We start from the raw sequence: 20,240 nt of genomic DNA, 5'->3' as shown, positions 1-20,240 counted from the left end.
AGGTCAACTTCACGGACGGCGGCGGCAATCTGCTCGACGTCGTGGTGCTGATGGTCAAGAACGTGGCCGCACACGGCTCGGGGCACGGCACCGCGCGCGGCAACCGCCGGCTGCACGGCGAGGTGCGGGCGAACGTCGGCACGGCCCTTCGGTACTGATCCGGACGCGCCGCGCCACGGGAGGCCCCCGCCGAACCCCCACGAAACCTCCACCTGAACCCCCGACGCTGCCGCACGAGTGAACCGCCAAACGGGTGATCCGTAGCGGCCGTCAGCCCTGCGCGCCCAAGGATCACGGCCCCATCGGGCATTTCCGGCGAGTCGGGCGATTGGTTCGAAGTGACAGGCTTACGGTGCCCTGTCCACACTGAATTGGCGGTTCGTGATCAGGAATGAGCATCAACGATCCAGAACGTTCTCGAGGAGATCGAATGGTGGAGCAGTCTTCCGAGATCGATATAAGCGGGCCGGACGCATCCGCCCTCTCCGTGAGCGGCGCCGGCCCGGACAGAACAGAGACCGAGAGCCGACTCGCGGATGTGCTGGCCGAGCTGGTGGGCAGTGAGCAGGTCCCGGCGGACAGCCACTTCTTCACCGACCTCGGCGCCAACTCCCTGGTCATGGCCCAGTTCTGCGCACGGGTGCGCAAGCGCCCCGACCTGCCGTCCCCGTCCATGCGGGACATCTACCGGTATCCCACCATCCGGGACCTGGCCGAGGCCCTCGCCCCGGCCACTCCCCCGCCGGACGAGGCCGCGAGCACCACGACGGCACCCGCGGCACCGGTTCCCGCCGCCTCTCCCGCGCCCCTGCCGCACACCAGCCGACTGACCCATTTCCTGTGCGGGACCTTCCAGTTGCTGGCCTTCCTCGGCTACTCGTTCCTGTCCGGTCTGGTGACCGGCACCGGCTACGAGTGGGTCGCCGACGGCAACGGGGTCGCCGACATCTACGTACGGTCGCTGCTCTTCGGCGGCACCGGGTTCATCGCCCTGTGCGTCTTCCCGGTCATCGCCAAGTGGCTGCTGGTCGGCCGTACGAAGCCCGCCGACTTCCCCGTCTGGGGCCTCGCGTACATGCGCTTCTGGCTGGTGAAGGTGCTGCTGCACGCGAACCCGATGGTCTTCCTCGCCGGCACCCCGCTGTACGTGCTGTATCTGCGGGCCCTGGGCGCGCGGATCGGCAAGGGGGTCACGATCCTCTCGCACACCCTGCCGGTCTGCCCCGACCTGGTGACGATCGGCGCCGGAACGGTGATCCGCAAGGACTCCTTCATCCTCGGCTACCGGGCGCACCGGGGCCGCATCCAGACCGGCCGGATCACCCTGGGCGAGGGCGTGTTCATCGGGGAGAAGACCACCCTGGACATCGACACCTCGATGGGCGACGGAGCGCAGCTCGGGCATGCCTCGGCGCTGCACCGCGGTCAGGCGGTCCCGGCCGGCGAGCGCTGGCACGGCTCCCCCGCGGAGCCCGCGGGGACCGACTACCTGCGGGTGCCGCCCGCCCGGTGCGGCACCCTGCGCCGGACCTGGTTCGGCCTCGGCACCCTGCTCCAACTGGTCTTCCTCTACATTCCGTTGGCCGTCGGCGGGATGTACATGCTGTTCACCGCGGTACCGGCGATCGGCGATCGCCTCGACCCGGACACCGAGGACCTGGCGCCGGTCCAGCTGCTCGCCGACGCGGCGCTGCTCTCCCTGGTGCTGTTCGTGGGCTTCATCGTCGTGGGTCTCGGCGTCCTGTACACGCTGCCCCGGCTGCTGCGGCTCTTCGTCCGGCCCGACCGGGTCTATCCGCTCTACGGCTTCCACTACGCGCTGCACCGCACGACGGCCCGCCTGACGAACGTCAAGTTCTTCGCCTGGCTGTTCGGTGACAGCTCGTTCGTCGTGCACTATCTGCGCGGCCTCGGGTACGACCTGTCGCACGTCGAGCAGACCGGCTCGAACTTCGGCACCGAAGTCCAGCACGAGACACCGCTGTTGGTGTCGGTCGGCAGCGGCACCATGATCGCCGACGGGCTGTCCGTCCTCAACGCGGACTATTCGAGCACGTCGTTCCGGCTGTCCAAGGTGTCGATCGGGCCGCGCAACTTCCTCGGCAACAACATCGCCTACCCGGTGGGCGGCAGGACGGGCGAGAACTGCCTGCTGGCGACCAAGGTGATGATCCCGCTGGACGGCGAGATCAGACAGGGCGTGGGGCTGCTCGGCTCGCCGTGCTTCGAGATCCCGCGCTCGGTCGACCGCGACGCCCGCTTCGACCATCTGCGCGAGGGCGAGGAACTGGGCACCCGGCTGCGCGCGAAGAACCACTACAACCTGCGCTCGATGGCCTGGTGGCTGCTCGCCCGCTGGCTGCACGTCTTCGTGCTCACCCTGTTCGCGCTGGCCACGGTGGATCTGTACGGCATGGCGGGCCATGTGGTGATAGGAGCCTATCTGGCGCTCACCCTCGCCTTCTCCACCGCGTACTACATCGTGCTGGAGCGCTGCATGACCGGGTTCCGCGGGCTGCGGCCCCAGTTGTGCTCCATCTACGACCGGGACTTCTGGCGGATCGAGCGGCTGTGGAAGGTGCCCTCGCAGTGGCTCAACATCTTCAACGGCACGCCGTTCAAGAGCCTGGTCTGGCGGCTGATGGGGGTGCGCGTGGGCCGCATGGTGTTCGACGACGGCTGCTACATCACCGACCGGACCCTCGCGGTCATCGGCGACGAGTGCACCCTCAACGCGGGCAGCAAGGTCCAGTGCCACTCGCAGGAGGACGGCACCTTCAAGTCGGACTTCATCCGGCTCGGCGCCGGTACCACGCTGGGCGTCTCCGCCCATGTCCACTACGGCGTGACGATGGGCGAGGGCTCGGTGCTGGTCTCCGACTCCTTCCTCATGAAGGGCGAGGAAGTGCCCCCGGGCGCGCGCTGGGGCGGCAATCCCGCGGTGGAGATGCCGGCGGCCGACGGTCCGCCCGGCGCCCCCGTCCTGACCGCTGCCACAGCAAACGCCACTGCGGCGACCGTGAGTTGAGGAAGGCCATTCGATGGGAACGCGCGTGGAAGCGGACCGGGAGTTCTGGCAGCGGGTGCTGACCGCCGGCGGTGTCACCGCGGTGCCGCGCTGGGTACGGGAGCCGGCCGCCGGGTCGGCCGAGCACGAGATGCCGGTGCCGGAGGAGGTGGCGCGGGCGGTGCGCGAGCTGGTCGGGCGCCAGGGGGTGCCGGTCAGCGCGCTGCTGCTCGCGGCACACGCCAAGGTGCTGGCCACGCTGTCCGGCGAGCCGGAGGTGGTCACCGGCTACACCACCGGGGTGCGCGGCGAGCCACTGCCCTGCCGGCTGACCGTACGGCCCGGCTCCTGGCGGGAGCTGGCGGCGGCGGCCGAGCACGCGGAGGCGGAGGTGCTGGCGCACCGGGAGTTCCCGGTGGAGAAGCTGCGCCGTGAACTCGGCCTGGCCGAGCCGCCGTACGAGGTGGTGTTCGGGCCCATCGGGGCCGACGAGAACCACGCCGACGACGGTGTCCTTCAGGTGCGCTGGTCGGAGCGGGGCGGCCGGCTGCTGCTGCGCCTCGGCTACCGCAAGGACGTCCTGGACGCCCCGGCGGCGGCCCGGATCGGCGGCTACCACCTCACCGCCCTCGGACTGCTGGCCGCCGACCCGGACGCCGACCACGGCGCCCGGAGCCTGCTGTCGGACGAGGAGGTGCGCGAGCAGCTGGAGGGGCTGGCGGGACCGCACCGGCCGCTGCCCCAGGCGCGGGCGCACGAGCTGTTCGAGCAGCGGGTGCGGACGCGTCCGGACGCGGTGGCGGTCGTACAGGGCGAACGGCAGTGGACGTACGACGAGTTGAACCGGCGGGCCAACCGGCTGGCGCGGGCGCTCGTCGAGCGGGGCGTCGGGCGGGAGGACGTGGTCGCCGTCGTCATGGAGCGCGACCTCGACTGGCCGGCGGCGACGCTCGCGGTGCTCAAGGCGGGCGGCGTCTATCTGCCGATCGAGCCGCACTTCCCGGCCGGGCGGATCGCTGCGACGCTGTCGCGGGCGGGCTGCCGGCTGGTGCTGACCGAGTCCGGCAGCACCGCCACCCTGGACGAGGCGCTGACCTCGGTGGCCGGGGCCAAGCGGCTGCTGGTCGAGGAGGCGTACGCGGAGCCGCACGCCGAGGACGACCTCCAGGTGCGCGTGGCGGCCGACCAGTTGGCGTACATCTACTTCACCTCCGGCTCCACCGGTGAGCCGAAGGGGGCGATGTGCGAGCACGCGGGGCTGCTCAACCACCTCTTCGCCAAGATCGACGACCTGGGCATCGGCGAGGGCTCGGTGGTGGCGCAGACGGCCCCGCAGTGCTTCGACATCTCGCTGTGGCAGCTGGTGTCGGCGCTCATGGTGGGCGGGCGGACGCTGCTGATCGGGCAGGACGAGATCACGGACGTGGAGCGCTTCGTCGGCACCCTGGCCGACGGCCGGGTCTCGGTGGCACAGCTGGTGCCCTCCTATCTGGAGGTCGTCGTCTCCTACTTGGAGCAGCGGCCGCGCGAACTGCCGGATCTGCGCTGTGTGTCGGTGACCGGTGAGGCCCTCAAGCGGGAGCTGACGCAGCGCTGGTTCGCGATCGAGCCGGACATCAGGCTGCTCAACGCCTATGGCCTGACGGAGACTTCGGACGACACCAACCACGAGGTCCTGGACCGGGTGCCGGAGCGGGTGCTGCTGGGGCGCGCGGTGAACAACGTCCGCGTCTACGTGGTGGACGAGCGGCTGTCGCTGGTGCCGCTGGGCGCGCCCGGCCTGATCGCGTTCTCCGGTGTCTGTGTGGGCCGGGGGTACGTCAACGATCCGGAGCGCACCCGGGAGGCGTACCGCACGGACCCGTACCGGCCCGGTGAGCGGCTGTATCTGGGCGGTGACTGGGGTCGCTGGCACCCGGAGGGCAAGCTGGAGTTCCTGGGCCGCCGGGACAACCAGGTGAAGATCCGCGGGTTCCGCATCGAGATCGGGGAGATCGAGAACGCGCTGCTGCGGGTGCCCGGGGTGCGGGACGCGGCGGTGGTGGTCACCGAGCGGGGCGGCGGCAGCAGGCATCTGATCGCCTTCTGCTCCGGCGCGCCCCGGCCGGTGGCGGAGCTGCGCGAGGCGCTCGGCGCGGTGCTGCCCGCCTATATGGTCCCCTCGGCCTTCCACTGGCAGGAGGCCCTGCCGCTGACCGCCAACGGGAAGATCGACCGCAAGGCGCTGACCGCGCTGGCGTCGGCGGCTGCCCCGGCCCCCGAGGAGAGCGCAACGGCCGACGTCCCGCTCGGTCCCGCCGAACGGCGGCTCGCCGCGGCCTGGGCGCAGGTGCTGGGCGTGCCCGCCGAACAGGTGCGCCGCCGCGACCAGTTCTTCGACTCCGGCGGCACCTCGCTTACCGCGGTCAAGCTCAGCATCGCGCTGGAGCGTGCGGTGTCCCTCAAGGACATCACCCGGCACCCGGTCCTCGCCGATCTGGCCGCGCTGCTGGACGGCGCGACCCGGCAGCACGGGGAGCTGCTCCAGCCGCTCGCGGAGGGGAGCGGTGCGGCCGGGGGCGCGCTGGTCTGCTTCCCGTACGCGGGCGGCAACGCGGTCAACTTCCAGCCGATGGCGAGCGCGCTGGCCGGCAGCGGGCTCACGGTCCTCGCGGTGGATCTGCCCGGGCACGATCTGGCCGCGCACCAGGAGCCGTTCGTCTCCATCGCGCAGGTGGCCGAGCAGGTCGCCGCGGAGATCGTCGCGCGCGGGCTGACCCGGGTGATGCTGTGGGGCCACTCCTCGGGGGCCGCGCCCGCGATCGAGACGGCCCGCCGGCTCACCGAGCGGGGGGTGCGGGTCACCCGGGTGTTCATCGGCGCCCAGCTCCTCGGCACCGCCGACGAACGAGGCGCCGCGGTGGCCGAGCTGACCGGCCTCGGGGATGCCGAGATCGCGGCGCAGCTCACCGCGGACAGCGGTTACACCGAGCTGGCGGAGCTGAACGAGGCGCACGCCGAGCACATCGGCGCCGCCTACCGGCACGACTGCGTGGCCGCGCACCGCTACCTCCGCGCGGCCCTCCAGTCCGCGCCCCCCAAGCTGGCCGCGCCACTCACGGTGGTCGTCGCGGCCGACGACCCGCACACCGCGGGCGCCACCGAGCACCACCGGGACTGGCTGCTGCTGGCCGACCAGGTGGAGCTGCACGAACTCGCCGACGGCGGCCACTACTTCCCCCGCACCCGGCCGGCCGAGGCGGCGCGGGCCGTGCTGCGGTCCGCCGTACCCCTGGCCACGTCCTGAGTCACGCGGACCCCTCCAGACGGGCAACCGAAAGGAAACCGAGATGCCGTTCTCATCCCTGGCAGCGCCGCTCGAGGTGGAGCTGCGGCCGCACAGACCGGCGCTGCTGCGCGTCGACTCCCCGGGCGACGCCCCGAACTGGGCGGGCGAGCACCGCGCGGCGCTGCGCGCGCTGGTGACCGAGCACGGGGCGCTGCTGGTGCGCGGTCTGGGCCTCCGGGACGCGGACCAGGTCGGTGCCGTCTTCGCCCGGATCACCGGTGAACTGATGCCGGAGCGTGAGGCGTTCGCACCGCGCGAGGTCCTCGCGCCCGGGGTGTACTCCGCCACTCCATGGCCGGCCAATCAGCCGATGTGCATGCACCATGAGCTGAGTTACACGCTGGATGTGCCGTCCCTGATGCTGTTCGCGTGCCTGACCGCGGCCACCGAGGGCGGGGCGACGGCGGTGGCCGACGCCGAGGAGGTGCTGGACGCGCTGCCCGCCTCGCTGACCGAGCGGTTCGAGCGCGAGGGCTGGCTGCTGACCCGCAGCTACAACGACGAGATCGGGGCCTCGCTGGCCGAGTCGTTCGGCACCGAGGACCGTGCGGAGATCGAGCGCTACTGCCGGGCGCACGCCATCGAGTTCACCTGGCGGCCGGACGGCTCGCTCTACACGGAGCAGCGGCGCAGCGCGGTCGTCCGGCATCCGGTCACCGGCCGGCGCTGCTGGTTCAACCAGATCGCGTTCCTCAACGAGTGGACGCTCTCCCCGGAGGTGCGCGAGTACCTGGTGGACATGTACGGCGAGGACGGGCTGCCGTTCAACACCCGTTACGGGGACGGCACTCCGATCGGCGAGGAGATGGTCGAACTGCTCAACTCCACCTATGAGGCACACACCCGGCGCGAGCCCTGGCAGGCCGGGGATCTGCTGCTCGTGGACAACATCTCCACCGCGCACAGCCGGGAGCCGTTCGACGGCGAGCGGCAGGTGCTGGTGGGCATGGCGGAGCCGCACCGGCTCGCCGACGGCCGCCCGACCCCGGAGGCGAGCGAGCGATGACCGATCTGCTGACCACAGCCGCCGAGCGGGCGGCGGGCGGGCCTCCGGTGCCGACGTTCTCGGTGCTCTCCGGGCACCAGGTGCAGCAAGCGCTGACCGGGCGCGAGCGCGAACTGGTGGCACTGGTGGAGGACACCTACCGGCTGCACGGCGCCGGGGACTCGGTGAACCCGCCGTCGTACTTCCTGCGCTTCCCGGACCGTCCGAACTCGCGGATCATCGCGCTGCCGGCCTCGATCGGCGGTTCGGTGCACGTGGACGGCCTGAAGTGGATCTCCAGCTTCCCGGACAATGTGCGCTCCGGGCTGCCGCGGGCCTCCGCGGTGCTGATCCTCAACGACCCGGAGACGGGCTATCCGTTCGCCTGTCTGGAGAGCTCCATCATCAGCGCCACCCGGACCGCCGCGTCCGCGGCGCTCGCGGCCGACTGGCTCAGCCGCGGCCGGGGTGCCCGGCCCGCGCGGATCGGGTTCTTCGGCACGGGGCTGATCGCCCGGTACATCCACACCTTCCTGGCCGGCACCGGCTGGGAGTTCGACGCGATCGGTGTGCACGATGTGTCCGCCGACAGCGCCGAGGGGTTCCGCGGATATCTGCGCCAGAGCGGCGCGGGCGGGCAGGTCACCGTGCACGATCGTGCCGAGGACCTGGTCCGCGACAGCGATCTCGTGGTCTTCGCCACGGTCGCCGGCAAGCCGCATGTGACCGATCCCGCGTGGTTCGACCACAACCCGCTGGTCCTGCATGTGTCCTTGCGGGACCTGGCCCCCGAAGTCCTGCTGGGCGCCGCCAACTTCGTCGACGACGTCGAGCACTGTCTGAAGGCCGACACCTCACCCCATCTGGTCGAACAGCTCACCGGTGACCGCGACTTCCTCAACGGCACGCTCAACGACGTGCTCCAGGGGCGGGCCGCACCGCCGACCGACCGGCCGGTGATCTTCTCGCCCTTCGGACTCGGTGTCCTCGATCTCGCCGTCGGCAAGTACGTCTACGACGAGGTATCCCGGGCGGGCAGCCTCCGCCTCATCGACGACTTCTTCCACGACCTGCGCCGGTACGGCTGAGGCCCGTCCTCGGCCCGGCACCAGGAGGTCCGCCGTGCCTGTCATTACCGCTCCCTATGCCTTCAACGAGGGCCATCTCTTCGTCGACCTGAAGTCGATCTGCGGACAACCCCTCCATCTCAAGTGCGAGGGTTTCAACTTCGCCGGCTCCATCAAGCTGAAGGCCGCGAACGAGATGGTGGAGAGCGCCGAGCGGGACGGACTCCTGACGCCGGAGTCCATCCTCGTCGAGTCCTCCTCCGGGAACCTCGGCGTGGCGCTCAGCATGATCGCCGCCAGCAAGGGCTACCAGTTCCTGTGTGTGACGGACTCCCGTTGCAACCTGTCGACCAGACTGCTGATGGAGGCGCTCGGCAGCGAGGTGCATGTCATCGCCGACCAGGACTCCAACGGCGGATTCCTGGGCACGCGGATCGAGTACGTGCGCCAGCTGTGCGCGTCCGACGAACGGTACGTCTGGCTCAGCCAGTACACCAACGCGGGCAACTGGCGGGCGCACTACCGCACCACCGCCCCGGAGATCGCCCAGCAGTTCCCGGACCTGGACGTGGTGTTCATCGGGGCCGGCACCACCGGCACCCTGATGGGCTGCGCCCGCTGGTTCAGGCAGTGGCACCGGCCGGTGCGGATCGTCGCCGTGGACAGCGTGGGCTCGGTGGCCTTCGGCGGCGAGCCGGGGCGCCGGATGATCCCGGGCTTGGGCATGAGCATGCGCCCGCCGCTGCTGGACGAGTCCGTCGTGGACGAGGTGATCCGGGTGGAGGAGGCGGACACCATCCGCATGTGCCACCGGATGGCCCGCCGCGGCTTCCTGTTCGGCGGTTCCACCGGGACCGTCGTCAGCGGGGCCACCGACTGGCTCGCCCGCAACGACGCCCGCGGACTGTCCGCGGTCGCCATCGCGCCCGACATGGGCGAGCGCTACCTCGACACCGTCTACCAGACCAACTGGCTCCAGGACCTGTACGGCGATCACGTCCTGACGGCGGAGGGGATGGACACCGTGACGGAGGAGGTCGAGTCCGCGACCCGGACGTCGGAGCGCAGGCGCCGCCCGTAGCGCCTCGCCCAGGGAAGGGCGCCTGACCGGGGATGTTGCCCGGAAGGCGCCCTTCGGCGTGCCCGGGAGGGCGGCCCCGCGGTGCCCCGGAGGGCACTTTCGCGCCGTACGGAAGGGCACTCCCGCCCGGTACCGGAGGCCATCCTCACCAGGTGGGCGAGGGCATGCACATGGCGTATCCGGGGTACTTGCGCGGAGCGCGGAGTGGTGCTTTCGCGGCGCGCGTGGGGGCGTGCGCGCGTCCGCGCGCCCCCTCTCACACCGGTCCCCCACATGAACGGTAGGGAATAGGCCATTCCGTCCGGACCGCGTCGCGCCTCAGACGCCGGTCCCGCTCCCGCACGGCCCTGAATTCCCTGGCCATCCGCACTGACCTGCACATTTCCTGCACGGTTCGGCCCGGTATCGGTTTTCGGACGGAGTGAAAGTCGCCCCTTCCCACACAGGCCACACCAGGCGAACTATTTTCAGAAAAGCCACCTCACTGTGCGACGTTCGCGAGTACACCGCTCACGTTCAGGACCTCGTGGCACTGCTGTGCCTGCCGGCCCGTGGCCGGTGTGCCCGGCTTCGCGCAGGTCACGTTCGCGGTGACGGTGGCGTTTGCGGGGATCTCGATGGGGGTGACCCAGTGGTAGTCCTGGTTGCGGAAGGTCTCCAGCGCGATCGTGGTGATCTTCCGGTCCCCGAAGCTGATCGTCATGACCCCCTCGTCGCCCTGGAAGTTGGCGACCACGATGTCGGTGACGCCGAACACCTTGCCCTGCGGCACCGTGTAGCTGCCCGTCTTGGTCTGGCCACCGGACGTCTGTACGTCGATGGTGGCCGAACTCTGCTCGCCGCCACCCGAGGTGCCCGTGCCGCCGGGGCCGCCGCCCGAGGGCACGCCCGGACCGGAGCCGCCCTGTTCCTTGCCCGTGCCGTCGCCCGTCCCGGTGCCGTTACCGGTGCCGGTGCCCGGCGACTGCCCGTTCTTGCCGCCGCCGGGGGTCGGCCGTGGCTGGACCACCTCGTCGGCGGCCTGCCGGGCCGCGCTGCGCACCGCCGGGCGCACCAGTGCGAACCAGGCGAGCAGCAGGGCGAGGATGGCCGCGAGGAGTGCCAGCAGCCACTTCGGGAAGATGGGGATCTGGACGAACTCGGCCTCCAGCGGGGGCCGTACGTACGTCGCGGGGCGGGCGCTCGCCTCCGCCTCCGCCTCCGCCTCGGCCGCGCCGTCCGTGGTGTGCACCATGAACGGCCATACGGCGGGCTTGCCGAACCACACCGGCTTGCCGATCCGCACCCGCAGCCGGGTCTCCGCCGACTCGCCGGGCGCCAGCTCCAGATCGGCCGGGACAAAGCCGAACCGCAGTTCCTCACCGGCCTGTTCGGGCCGGAAGGAGACCCGCGTCGGGGTGTTGCCCTCGTTGCGCACCGCCAGCCGGTAGCGGCCGCGCAGCCAGCCGCGCCGGCGCCGCGGCAGGATCTCGGTCCGCAGCTCGTGGAACTCCTCGATGTGCACCGTGGTCTCGGGCACGGTGACCGACTCGGGGTGCTCCGCCGGCAACACCCGTACGCCCAGGGGCACATCGCCGGCCCGGACCTCGGGCGAGCGGGGTGGGGCCAGGGTGATGGTCACCGTCTCGGAGGTGCCGGGGTAGAGCGAGATACGCGCGGGTTCCACGGTCGCCCAGGGCGCACAGTCGCCCACCACCTCCAGCGTGTACGCCTCGACGATGTCGCTGTCGTTGCGCACGGTCAGGCTGGTGGTGGCGGTGCCGCCCGGGGTCACCGAAACGGCCGGAATGTCGAGGCCGGGGGCGCCGGGTCCGGAAGAGGCTGCAGATGGCGTCACGCCACGACGGTAGAGCCGTACCCGAACCACCACGAGAGATACGGGGGCAACTTCCGGGCAGTCGACGTGCCCGCAGCGGCCAAGGTCAACACCACCGAGCGGGAGGCGAGCTGACACGCCGAAGGCGTCATGTGCTCCATCCCACCGCCCCGGACGCCACCGCCGTCGCCCGGGGCGCGTCCTGAAGAACGCCACCATGTCCGGCCTTGCGAAAGAAAGTACCTTCATGATCGTCCAGATGCCCGGCGGGCCCCTGCCCGCCTCCGTCGGCCGCCCGGACCGGGTGACCGTGGCCGTCTACGCCCAGGATCTCGTCCTGCACATCGGCATCATTCAACAGCTGCGCCAGCGACCGGAGTTGGAACTGCTCCCCGACGGGGAAGCAGACGGGGCGCAGATCTCGCTCGTGGTCGTCGACACCGTGGACGACGAGGTGACGGCCCTGCTGCAACGGCTCCAGCGCAACACCGCCACCCGCACCGGGCTGGTGGTGGGCACCTTCGAATCGGCGGCGCTGCAACGGGTGATCGAGTCCGGGGTGGGCGCGGTGCTACGGCGTTCCGAGGCCGACCAGGACCGGCTGCTGCACCTGGTGCTGGCGCTGGCCAAGGGCGAGGGCGTGCTGCCCGGCGATCTGCTCGGCAAACTGCTCAGCCATGTCGGCAGCCTCCAGCGCTCGGCCCTCGATCCGCGCGGCCTCTCGCTGTCCACACTGACCGCGCGCGAGGCGGACATGCTGCGCCTGGTGGCGGAGGGGCTGGACACCTCGGAGATCGCGGAGAAGACGTCGTACTCCGAACGGACCGTCAAGAACGTGCTGCACGAGGTGACCACACGGCTCCAACTGCGCAACCGGGCGCACGCGGTGGGGTACGCGCTGCGCAACGGGCTGATCTGACGGCGAGTCGGCGAACCGGGCCGACGGCTGTCCGGGCACCCGGTGGCTGCCCGAAAGCGCAACGGGGCCTTCCCCCGGGAGGGTCCCCGCCGCCCTGCCGCGGGGCGCGCCCATGACGCACAGTGGCGGGGCGCACCCATGTGTACCGAGACTGCGAGGTGGACCGTGAACGGCACCGCTGGCCCCGGCGGGCAGCGCCGACTGGGGAGATTCGGCGCCTCGTTGGTGCTGCTGATCCCGTTGTTCGCGGTGACCGCGGCCTCGGGACCGAGCGGCGCGGACCCCGTCCGGCCGACGGCCGACACCGCGCCCGCGCGGGTGGCGTTCGCGGGCACCGACCATCGCAGCCTGGGCCGGGTGGCGAGCACCGAGAGCAGCGATCCGCTCTTCGGCGCGGGCCCGGCGCACTACGACGTGCAGGCGACGGCGCTCGGCGACACGATGGTGTTCGCGAGCCGCCGCGACGACAAGCGTCCGCAGATCTATCTGCGGGCGGCGGACGGCTCGGTGCGCAAGCTGACCAGCGGCCGGGACGCGGCGCATCCCCGGCTGACCCCGGACGGCGGTTCGGTGGTGTTCGACTCGGCGGAGCCGGGCGGCCCGGACGGCAAGAAGCAGCGCGATCTGTGGCTGGTGCGCACCGACGGCACCGGTCTGACCCGGTTGACCGACACGCCGTACGACGAGCAGAGCCCGACGGTGTCGGCGGACGGGCAGCGGCTGGCCTACAGCGCGAACCCGGACGCGGCCGCCGGGGCGCAGATCTATGTGCGCCCGCTGGCCGGGGGCACCGCGACCGCGCTCACCGGGACGCTCGGCGGCAAGGCGACCGAGCCGGTGTTCGACCCGGTGAACGACGACGCGCACAAGAACCTGCTCGCGTACACCTACACCGCCGACTCCGAGACCGGGCCCCGGCTGCGGGAGCTGGGCCGCCCGGACGGCGACCAGCCGCTGCTCGCGGGCACCGCGGCGCAATGGCAGACGCATGGCGCGGCCTGGATGCCCGACGGGAACGGCGTGCTGTTCCTCAGCACCAACCACACCTGCTCCTGCGAGGGTGACTGGAACCATGTGTGGCGGGCGCCGCAGGACCCCGCCCAGCACCCGGACCCGGATCTGGTGCTCAGCGAGAACCGCGATGTCTCCTCGGTGACCTGGGTCGGCCCCGCGGACGGCGGCTACCCGGTGGTGGACCGGCTCTCGGAGCCCGCCCCGGCGGTGAAGGGCGTGGACGCGACGCCCGACCAGCGGGTGGCCACCTTGCAGGACGTGCGGATGGACGGCTCCGACCCGCGCGATCTCGGGGTGCCGGTGCTCCAGGAGGACCCGGCGGCCGGTACCAACACCGATCCGACGAAGGACCCGTTGTTCCAGCCGGCGGCCGGGTACGACCCGTGGACCGAGCGGCAGAACTACACGCCGGACGGCCGGGGGATCGTGGTGACCCGGTTCGAGGACGCCCCGAGCGGCCAGGGGCGGATCGAGCGGATCTGGACGACGGACGCCGACGGGCAGAACCCGCGGGCGCTGCCGCTGGCCGGGCGGGGGCCGCAGGACTGGGACACCGACCCGACGTTCTCACCGGACGGCAAGTTCCTTGCCTTCACCCGGACTTCGCCCGGCGGGGTCGGCTCCGCGTCCGGTCCCGGACGCATCCTGATCGCCGACGCCACGACGGGCGCGATCGTGCACGAGGTGGTCCCGCCGGCCGGGCAGCAGAACGGCAGCGACGCCCAGCCCACCTGGTCGCCGGACGGCACCCTGCTCGCCTTCACCCGCAACGCGGTGATCGACGGCAAGGGCGGCAACAAGCACATCTGGACCGTGCCGATCAACGACCTGAACCAGCAGAAGGACCTCAGCGCGGCGAACTGCCCCGGCAACTGCTCGGTCATCGACGACAGTCCCGCCTTCTCCCCCGACGGCCGCTCGATCGCCTTCAACCGCAAGAACGGCGGCGGACTCGTCGACGAGCGCAACGGCCTGGTGCTGACCTCCGTGTCCGGCGACAGCTGCCAGGTGCTGCTGCCCGAGGCGGCGCGAGGCACGGCGGACGCCTGCCGTCAGCAGCTGCCCGACACCACGGTCACCGGACCGCACCAGCCACGTGACGCGGCCTGGACGGCGGACGGCTCCCAGATCGTGTTCAGCGCGCGCGACGACGCGCCGGTCAACTGCCCCGAGAACCTGTATGTGCTGACCGTCTCGACCGGCCATGTCTCCCAGCTCACCACCGAGTTGCCGGGACGGCAGAAGGAGCCCAGCGTCGAGCAGTCGGTGGACCTGGCGGTGCACGCCCCCGGTACGACACCGCCGGTGACCGTCGGCAAGTCCACGGATCTGACGGTGGACGTCGTCAACAACGGCCCGGCCGCCTCGCCCGGCACCCGGCTGACCATGGCCCCGCCGGCCGGGGTCACCGTCACCAAGGTCACCTATCCGGGCGGCACCTGCGACGCGGCCACCCTCCTGTGCGACCTCGGGGTGGTGCCACCCGGCACGACGGTCCCGGTCACCGTGACCGTCACCGGGAACGTGACCGGTGACCAGCCGATCGACTGGTCGGTCACCGGCAGCGTCATCGACCCGCAGCCCGGGGACAACTCCGCCCGGACCGTGGTGCCGGTGCAGCCGCCCGCGCCCAAGGCGGGTCCTGGGGTCACCGTGACCGCCCAGCCCAACCCGGGCTATGTCGGCGGCCGGGTCGTGGTGACGTACACCGTGCGCAACGGCCGCAACGCGCTGGCCACCGGACTGCGGTTGCGCGTCACGCTGCCCGCCGGGATCCCGAACGGCGGTCCGCCGCCGGGCTGCGACAGCTCATGGCTGTGCGCGCTGCCGGATCTGACACCGGGTTCCAGCACCGTCGTACGGGTGGTGCTCGCCCCCGACCACGCGCTGACCGGCCGGGCCACCGGCGTGCTGACCACCACCGGCACGGATGCCGACCCCCGGGACAACAAGGCCAGTACCAAGCTGCGGATCCTCCAGCCGAAGATCGTCGCGGTGCCGCCGATCGGCAAGCCCGGCTTCGTCACCTCGGTGCGCGGCAAGGACTTCCCGCCGGGCGTGCCGGTGCGGTTCGCCTGGAAGCCGGGGATCACGGCGGCCGCCGCGCCGACCGTACCGGGGCCGGACGGCACCTTCATCGGCCAGCTGCTGATCCTCACCAAGGATCAGACCGGACCGCGCACCATCACCGCGCGAGGTCCCGGATTCTCCCCGGTGAAGACGGACTTCCTGGTCGTGACGGGCAGTGTGCAGCCGCCGGACGAGGTGACCCGCCGATGATCCACGAGGTCGACGAGGCGCTGCGCGCGCTGCTCACCGGGTCCGGTCTCGAGGCGTCCGGGGTCGAGGTGGTCTTCGACGCCCCGACCCGGGAGTGGGCGGCCCGCCGCAACGCGCCCACGGTGTGCGTGTTCCTCTACCACATCCAGGAGGACGCCACCCGGCGCGGCAGCGGCGCCGGTGAGGTGCACGACGCCGAGGGCTATGTGGTGGCGCGGCGCACCCCGCCCCGCTGGTTCGAGCTGACGTATCTGGTCACGGCGTGGGCGAGCCGACCGCAGGACGAACACCGGCTGCTCTCCCAGGTGTTGGGCACGCTGGTGAGCACGGACGCGCTGCCGGAGGAGATGCTCACCGGCTCGCTCGCCGAGCTCGGCCTGACGGTCTCCCTGGACACCGCGGGGGGCGGGATCGACGCGCCGTCCGCGTCCGATGTGTGGTCGGCGCTGGACGGCGAGCTGAAGCCGTCGCTCGGGGTCCGGGTGCGCGCGCCGCTCGCCGCCGTGGCCCGCCCGGCCGCGCCGCCGGTGACCGAGGGTCTGCTGGTGCGCACGGGCGGGCTCGGATCCGAGGAGGAGCCCGCGCCGGGACGGCGGCTGCGGTACGAGGAGGTGGGCGACCCCGGTGCGCAGGGCTTCGCAGGACCTCGCGCGCGGCCCGCGGTTCCGGCCCGGCGCCGCAGAGGGAGGCAGGCCTGATGTACGCCACCGAGGCCGAGGTGGACGTCCTGTGGGCCCGGCTGAGGCTGATCGAGGAGCGGGTGCGGTACGCGGTGGCCGCGCGGCGCGCCGACGACCCGGATCCCGACGACCCGTACCGGGGCCAGTATCTGACCCCGGAGGCGGTGGAGCGGATCCTGGAGGGGCGGGGCGGCCTCGGGCTGCCCGACCATGAGCCGCCACCGGTGCCCCCGACATCCGAACTGGGCCTGCTGGCCGAGCGGTTCGGGCTCTCGCCACTGGACACGGATCTGCTCCTGGTCGCCCTCGCACCGGATCTGGACCCCCGGTTCGAGCGGCTCTACGGCTATCTCAACGACGATCTGACACGCCGTCGGCCGACGGTCGCCCTGGCCCTGGAGCTGTGCGGACTGCCCGCCGCGTCCGCGGCCCGCTTCCGGCTCTCCCCCGGGGCGCCGCTGATCGCGGGCGGTCTGATCGAGGTCACCGAGCCCGAACGACCTCCGCTGTCCCGTGTGTTGGCGGTCCCGGACCGGGTGAGCGCACGCCTGCTGGGCGGCACGGAGCCGGACGCGCGGCTGGCCGGGCTGCTCGGCGAGGCCGACGCCGACCCGACGGCCGAGCCCGCCGAGGTGGCCAGGGCCGCTGCCGCGGCGCGCTCCGGCCCCGGCCTGGTGCAGCTGCTGGACCGCGGCGGCGACGCCCCCGGCCTCGCGGTGGCGGCCCTGCGCGCGGCCGGACTGCGAGCGCTGGTGCTCGACGCGGCGGCGCTCGCCCGGCACTCCGCCGAGGTGCCCGCGCTCGCCCGGGTGGCCGCCCTGGAGGCCCGGCTGTCCGGGGCGGGCGTCGTCCTCGGCCCGCTGGAGGCGCTGCCCCCGGAACCCGCCCGACGCGAGAGCGTCATCAGGGACCTGTGCGCCGCGCTGCGCGGCCTCCCGCTGTTCCTGTACGGCACGGACGGCTGGGACCCGGCCTGGGCCGCCGACACCCCGGTGGTCCTCCCGGTGGCCCCGGCCTCCCCCGAACGCCAGGCCACCCGCTGGCGGCACGCGCTCGAACGGGCCGGCTCCGACGGCATCGCCCCGGCCGAGGCGGACACGCTCGCCTCGGCGGTCGCCGCGCACCGGCTGGACGGCGGGCAGCTGCGCCGGGCCGCGGGCGCCGCGGTGCGCACGGCCGCGCTGGCCGACCGCGCGGTGCGGCCCGACGATCTGCGGGCCGCCGTACGGGCGCAGAACGGCGCGGGGCTCGCGCGGCTGGCCCGCCGGGTGGAACCGGCCGTCGGCTGGGACGACCTGGTGCTGCCCGCGCCGACCCACCGCAGGCTGCGGGAGCTGGCGGTGCGCGCCCGGCATCGCGAGCAGGTGCTCGGACAGTGGCGGATGCGGCCGGGCGGCGGCCGGGGGCGGGGCGTGATCGCGCTGTTCGCCGGGGAGTCCGGCACCGGCAAGACGATGTCCGCCGAGGTGATCGCGGCCGACCTGGGCATGGATCTGTACGTGGTGGACCTGTCCACGGTGGTCGACAAGTACATCGGCGAGACCGAGAAGAACCTGGAGCGGATCTTCACCGAGGCGTCCGCCGTCAACGCGGTGCTGCTGTTCGACGAGGCCGACGCGATCTTCGGCAAGCGCTCGCAGGTCAAGGACGCGCACGACCGGAACGCCAACATCGAGTCGGCGTATCTGCTCCAGCGCATGGAGTCCTTCGACGGCATCGCCGTACTGACCACCAATCTGCGGGCCAACCTGGACGAGGCGTTCACCCGGCGGCTCGATGTGATCGCCGACTTCCCGGTGCCGGACGCCGGTCAGCGGCTCGCGCTGTGGGAACGGTGCCTGGGCGGGCGGCTGCCGCGCGCCGCCGATCTCGATCTCGGCTTCTGCGCGGACCGCTTCGAACTGGCCGGCGGCTCCATCCGGGCGTGCGCGGTGACGGCCGCGTATCTGGCGGCCGAGGCCGGACTTCCGCTGAGCATGCGGCAGTTGATGACGGCGATCGCCCAGGAGTACCGCAAGCTCGGCCGGCTGGTCCTGGAGAGCGAGTTCGGCACCTGGACGCGGGACATGCTGGCGGACTCCTGAACCGCCCGCTGTCCAGCGGCTTTTACCGTTTCCAGGGCTTTCCCACAGGGTGCGTTGCCCGAAAGGGAAGGCGGGGCCGGACGCGGGCGCCCGGAAAGGCAGTGGGCTTGCCCTCGCCCAGGTCCGCGCGCCCCTGTCGCCATGCCGCACCGGCCTCGGAGACTCGACATCGACGCAGGTGACACCACTGGCACACGAAGGAGCGAGTATGCCGACGTACCTCACCCCGGGCGTGTACGTGGAGGAGGTGCAGTCCGGTGCGCGACCGATCGAAGGGGTCGGCACCGCCGTCGCCGCGTTCGTCGGCTTCGCCCAGACCGGACCCTTCCACGAGCCCACCCTGGTGACCAACTGGGACCAGTACACCCAGCACTTCGGCGGATTCACCGAGGGCACCTATCTCGCGCACGCCGTGTACGGCTACTTCGCCAACGGCGGCGGCGCGGCCTATGTGGTCCGGATCGGCGGCTCCGGCCGTGACTCCGCCGCGCCCGCGGCCGGTTCGGTGCCCCGCCAGGCCCAGGCGCCCGAGCCGGTGGCGGTCGGCGGGTTCCTCGTCGCGGCCAAGCCCGGTGTCTCCGGGGTGTCGGTGGAGATCGCCGACCCGGAGGGCGAGGGCCCCGAGGACCGCTTCCGGCTGCTGGTGCGCCGCGGCGAGCAGGTGGTGGAGAACTACGACGTCTCCACCCGCAAGAACGTCAAGGGCTATGTGGTCAACCAGGTCCGCGCCTCCAAGCTGATCGAGGTCACCGAGCAGCGCGACACCGCCCAGGCGCGGCCCGCCGCGCAGACGGTGGCCCTGCCCGACGTCCCGGGCGCCCCCGCGGTCCCCGCGGCCGGCGAGGTGGCCCGGCTCGACCCCGCCGAGTACGTCGGCGACTCCGCCGCCCGCACCGGTTTCGGCGGCCTTGAGGCCATCGACGAGATCACCATGGTGGCGGTCCCGGACCTGATGGGTGCCTACCAGCGCGGTGACATCGACGCCGAGGGCGTGCGCACGGTGCAGCTCGCGGTGATCTCGCACTGCGAGCAGATGGGCGACCGGGTGGCCGTCCTGGACACCCCGCCGGGCCTCAACGCCCAGCAGGTGCGCACCTGGCGCAACGACGAGGCCGGCTACGACTCCCGGTACGCCACCCTCTACTACCCCTGGGTGCGGGTCTTCGACCCGGCGGCCGGCCGCAACACCACGGTCCCGCCGAGCGGTCACATCGCGGGCGTGTGGGCGCGCAGCGACGCCGAGCGCGGTGTACACAAGGCGCCCGCCAACGAGGTGATCCGCGGCGCGGTCGACCTGGAACTGCGCCTGAGCAAGGGCGAGCAGGACCTGCTGAACCCGATCGGTGTGAACTGCGTACGGGCCTTCCCCGGCCGCGGCATCCGGATCTGGGGTGCCCGCACCCTGTCCTCCGACCCGGCCTGGCGCTACCTGAACGTGCGCCGGTTGTTCAACTACCTCGAAGAGTCCATCCTGCTGGGCACCCAGTGGGTGGTCTTCGAGCCGAACGACGACCGGCTGTGGTCCAGCATCCGGCGCAATGTCACCGCGTTCCTCACCGAGGAATGGCGGCGGGGCGCGCTGTTCGGGCGTACCGCCGAGGAGGCGTTCTACGTCAAGTGCGACCGCGGCAACAACCCGCAGGAGTCCATCGACCAGGGCCGGGTCGTGTGTGAGATCGGTGTCGCACCGGTCAAGCCCGCCGAGTTCGTGGTCTTCCGGCTGGCCCAGTTCTCGGACAGCACCAGCCTCATCGACGAGTGAGACCAGTGACCCGCGGGTCGGTCAAGGAAAGGTGAACAAACAGTCATGGCAGAGGGCGATGCTCTTTCCACCCATGTCTTCGGCGTGCAGCTCGGCGGCTACATGGTGGAGTCCATCCAGGAGATCAGCGGTCTGACCGTCGAGGAAGAGGTCGTCGAGGTACGGCAGGTCACCTCGGAGGGCAAGCAGATCATCCGCAAGCAGCCGGGCGCCCGGC

11 protein-coding genes and 1 pseudogene are annotated in these 20,240 nt (G+C 72.0%); 11 read left to right on the top strand and 1 reads right to left on the bottom strand.

What is annotated here, in order from left to right; genetic code table 11:
- Positions 1 to 430: 430 nt before the first annotated feature.
- From CCN72_RS25680 to sbnA, 5 genes are read left to right on the top strand one after another with little or no spacing between them, the layout of a single operon-like run.
- Complete coding sequence (locus tag CCN72_RS25680) at positions 431 to 3,028, top strand: Pls/PosA family non-ribosomal peptide synthetase (RefSeq protein WP_086809991.1); 2,598 nt, start codon at positions 431 to 433, stop codon at positions 3,026 to 3,028.
- Positions 3,029 to 3,041: 13 nt separating this feature from the next.
- Positions 3,042 to 6,293: a non-ribosomal peptide synthetase gene (locus tag CCN72_RS25675; protein ID WP_086809989.1), complete on the top strand. Its 3,252-nt coding sequence runs from the start codon at positions 3,042 to 3,044 to the stop codon at positions 6,291 to 6,293.
- 43 nt (positions 6,294 to 6,336) lie between these two features.
- Positions 6,337 to 7,341: a TauD/TfdA family dioxygenase gene (locus tag CCN72_RS25670; protein ID WP_086809986.1), complete on the top strand. Its 1,005-nt coding sequence runs from the start codon at positions 6,337 to 6,339 to the stop codon at positions 7,339 to 7,341.
- Positions 7,338 to 8,408: a 2,3-diaminopropionate biosynthesis protein SbnB gene (sbnB, locus tag CCN72_RS25665; protein ID WP_086809984.1), complete on the top strand. Its 1,071-nt coding sequence runs from the start codon at positions 7,338 to 7,340 to the stop codon at positions 8,406 to 8,408. The genes CCN72_RS25670 and sbnB overlap by 4 nt, the downstream gene beginning before the upstream one ends.
- A 34-nt stretch (positions 8,409 to 8,442) precedes the next feature.
- Positions 8,443 to 9,468, top strand: a complete 1,026-nt coding sequence (sbnA, locus tag CCN72_RS25660; RefSeq protein WP_086809982.1) for a 2,3-diaminopropionate biosynthesis protein SbnA — start codon at positions 8,443 to 8,445, stop codon at positions 9,466 to 9,468.
- 481 nt (positions 9,469 to 9,949) lie between these two features.
- Here sbnA and CCN72_RS25655 read toward each other — a convergent pair whose 3' ends face one another.
- A complete protein-coding gene (locus CCN72_RS25655; RefSeq protein WP_244174449.1) occupies positions 9,950 to 11,305 on the bottom strand; it encodes a COG1470 family protein in 1,356 nt (451 codons plus the stop codon).
- A 226-nt stretch (positions 11,306 to 11,531) separates the two neighbouring features.
- Between CCN72_RS25655 and CCN72_RS25650 the strand changes: the two genes are divergently transcribed.
- From CCN72_RS25650 to CCN72_RS25625, 6 genes and pseudogenes are all read left to right on the top strand, one after another.
- Positions 11,532 to 12,203: a helix-turn-helix transcriptional regulator gene (locus tag CCN72_RS25650; protein ID WP_093679662.1), complete on the top strand. Its 672-nt coding sequence runs from the start codon at positions 11,532 to 11,534 to the stop codon at positions 12,201 to 12,203.
- Between the two features lie 165 nt (positions 12,204 to 12,368).
- The gene (locus CCN72_RS25645; protein ID WP_244174447.1) at positions 12,369 to 15,497 is read left to right on the top strand and encodes a hypothetical protein; all 3,129 of its coding nucleotides are present in this window, start codon (positions 12,369 to 12,371) and stop codon (positions 15,495 to 15,497) included.
- Complete coding sequence (locus CCN72_RS25640; RefSeq protein ID WP_086809978.1) at positions 15,494 to 16,195, top strand: Pvc16 family protein; 702 nt, start codon at positions 15,494 to 15,496, stop codon at positions 16,193 to 16,195. The genes CCN72_RS25645 and CCN72_RS25640 overlap by 4 nt, the downstream gene beginning before the upstream one ends.
- Positions 16,195 to 18,261 (top strand): ATP-binding protein, encoded by a 2,067-nt coding sequence (locus tag CCN72_RS25635; RefSeq protein WP_086809976.1) that lies wholly within the window; start codon positions 16,195 to 16,197, stop codon positions 18,259 to 18,261. Before CCN72_RS25640 ends, CCN72_RS25635 begins: the two co-directional genes overlap by 1 nt.
- A 208-nt stretch (positions 18,262 to 18,469) precedes the next feature.
- The gene (locus CCN72_RS25630) at positions 18,470 to 20,023 is read left to right on the top strand and encodes a phage tail sheath subtilisin-like domain-containing protein (RefSeq protein ID WP_086809974.1); all 1,554 of its coding nucleotides are present in this window, start codon (positions 18,470 to 18,472) and stop codon (positions 20,021 to 20,023) included.
- Between the two features lie 45 nt (positions 20,024 to 20,068).
- Positions 20,069 to 20,240: pseudogene (locus CCN72_RS25625) on the top strand (phage tail protein); the annotation flags it as partial.

The sequence above is a fragment of the Streptomyces murinus genome (genome assembly GCF_002154555.1).
GTDB lineage: Bacteria > Actinomycetota > Actinomycetes > Streptomycetales > Streptomycetaceae > Streptomyces > Streptomyces murinus.
The sequence above is the reverse complement of the archived record's forward strand: the minus strand, read 5'-3'. Positions and strand labels throughout refer to the sequence as shown.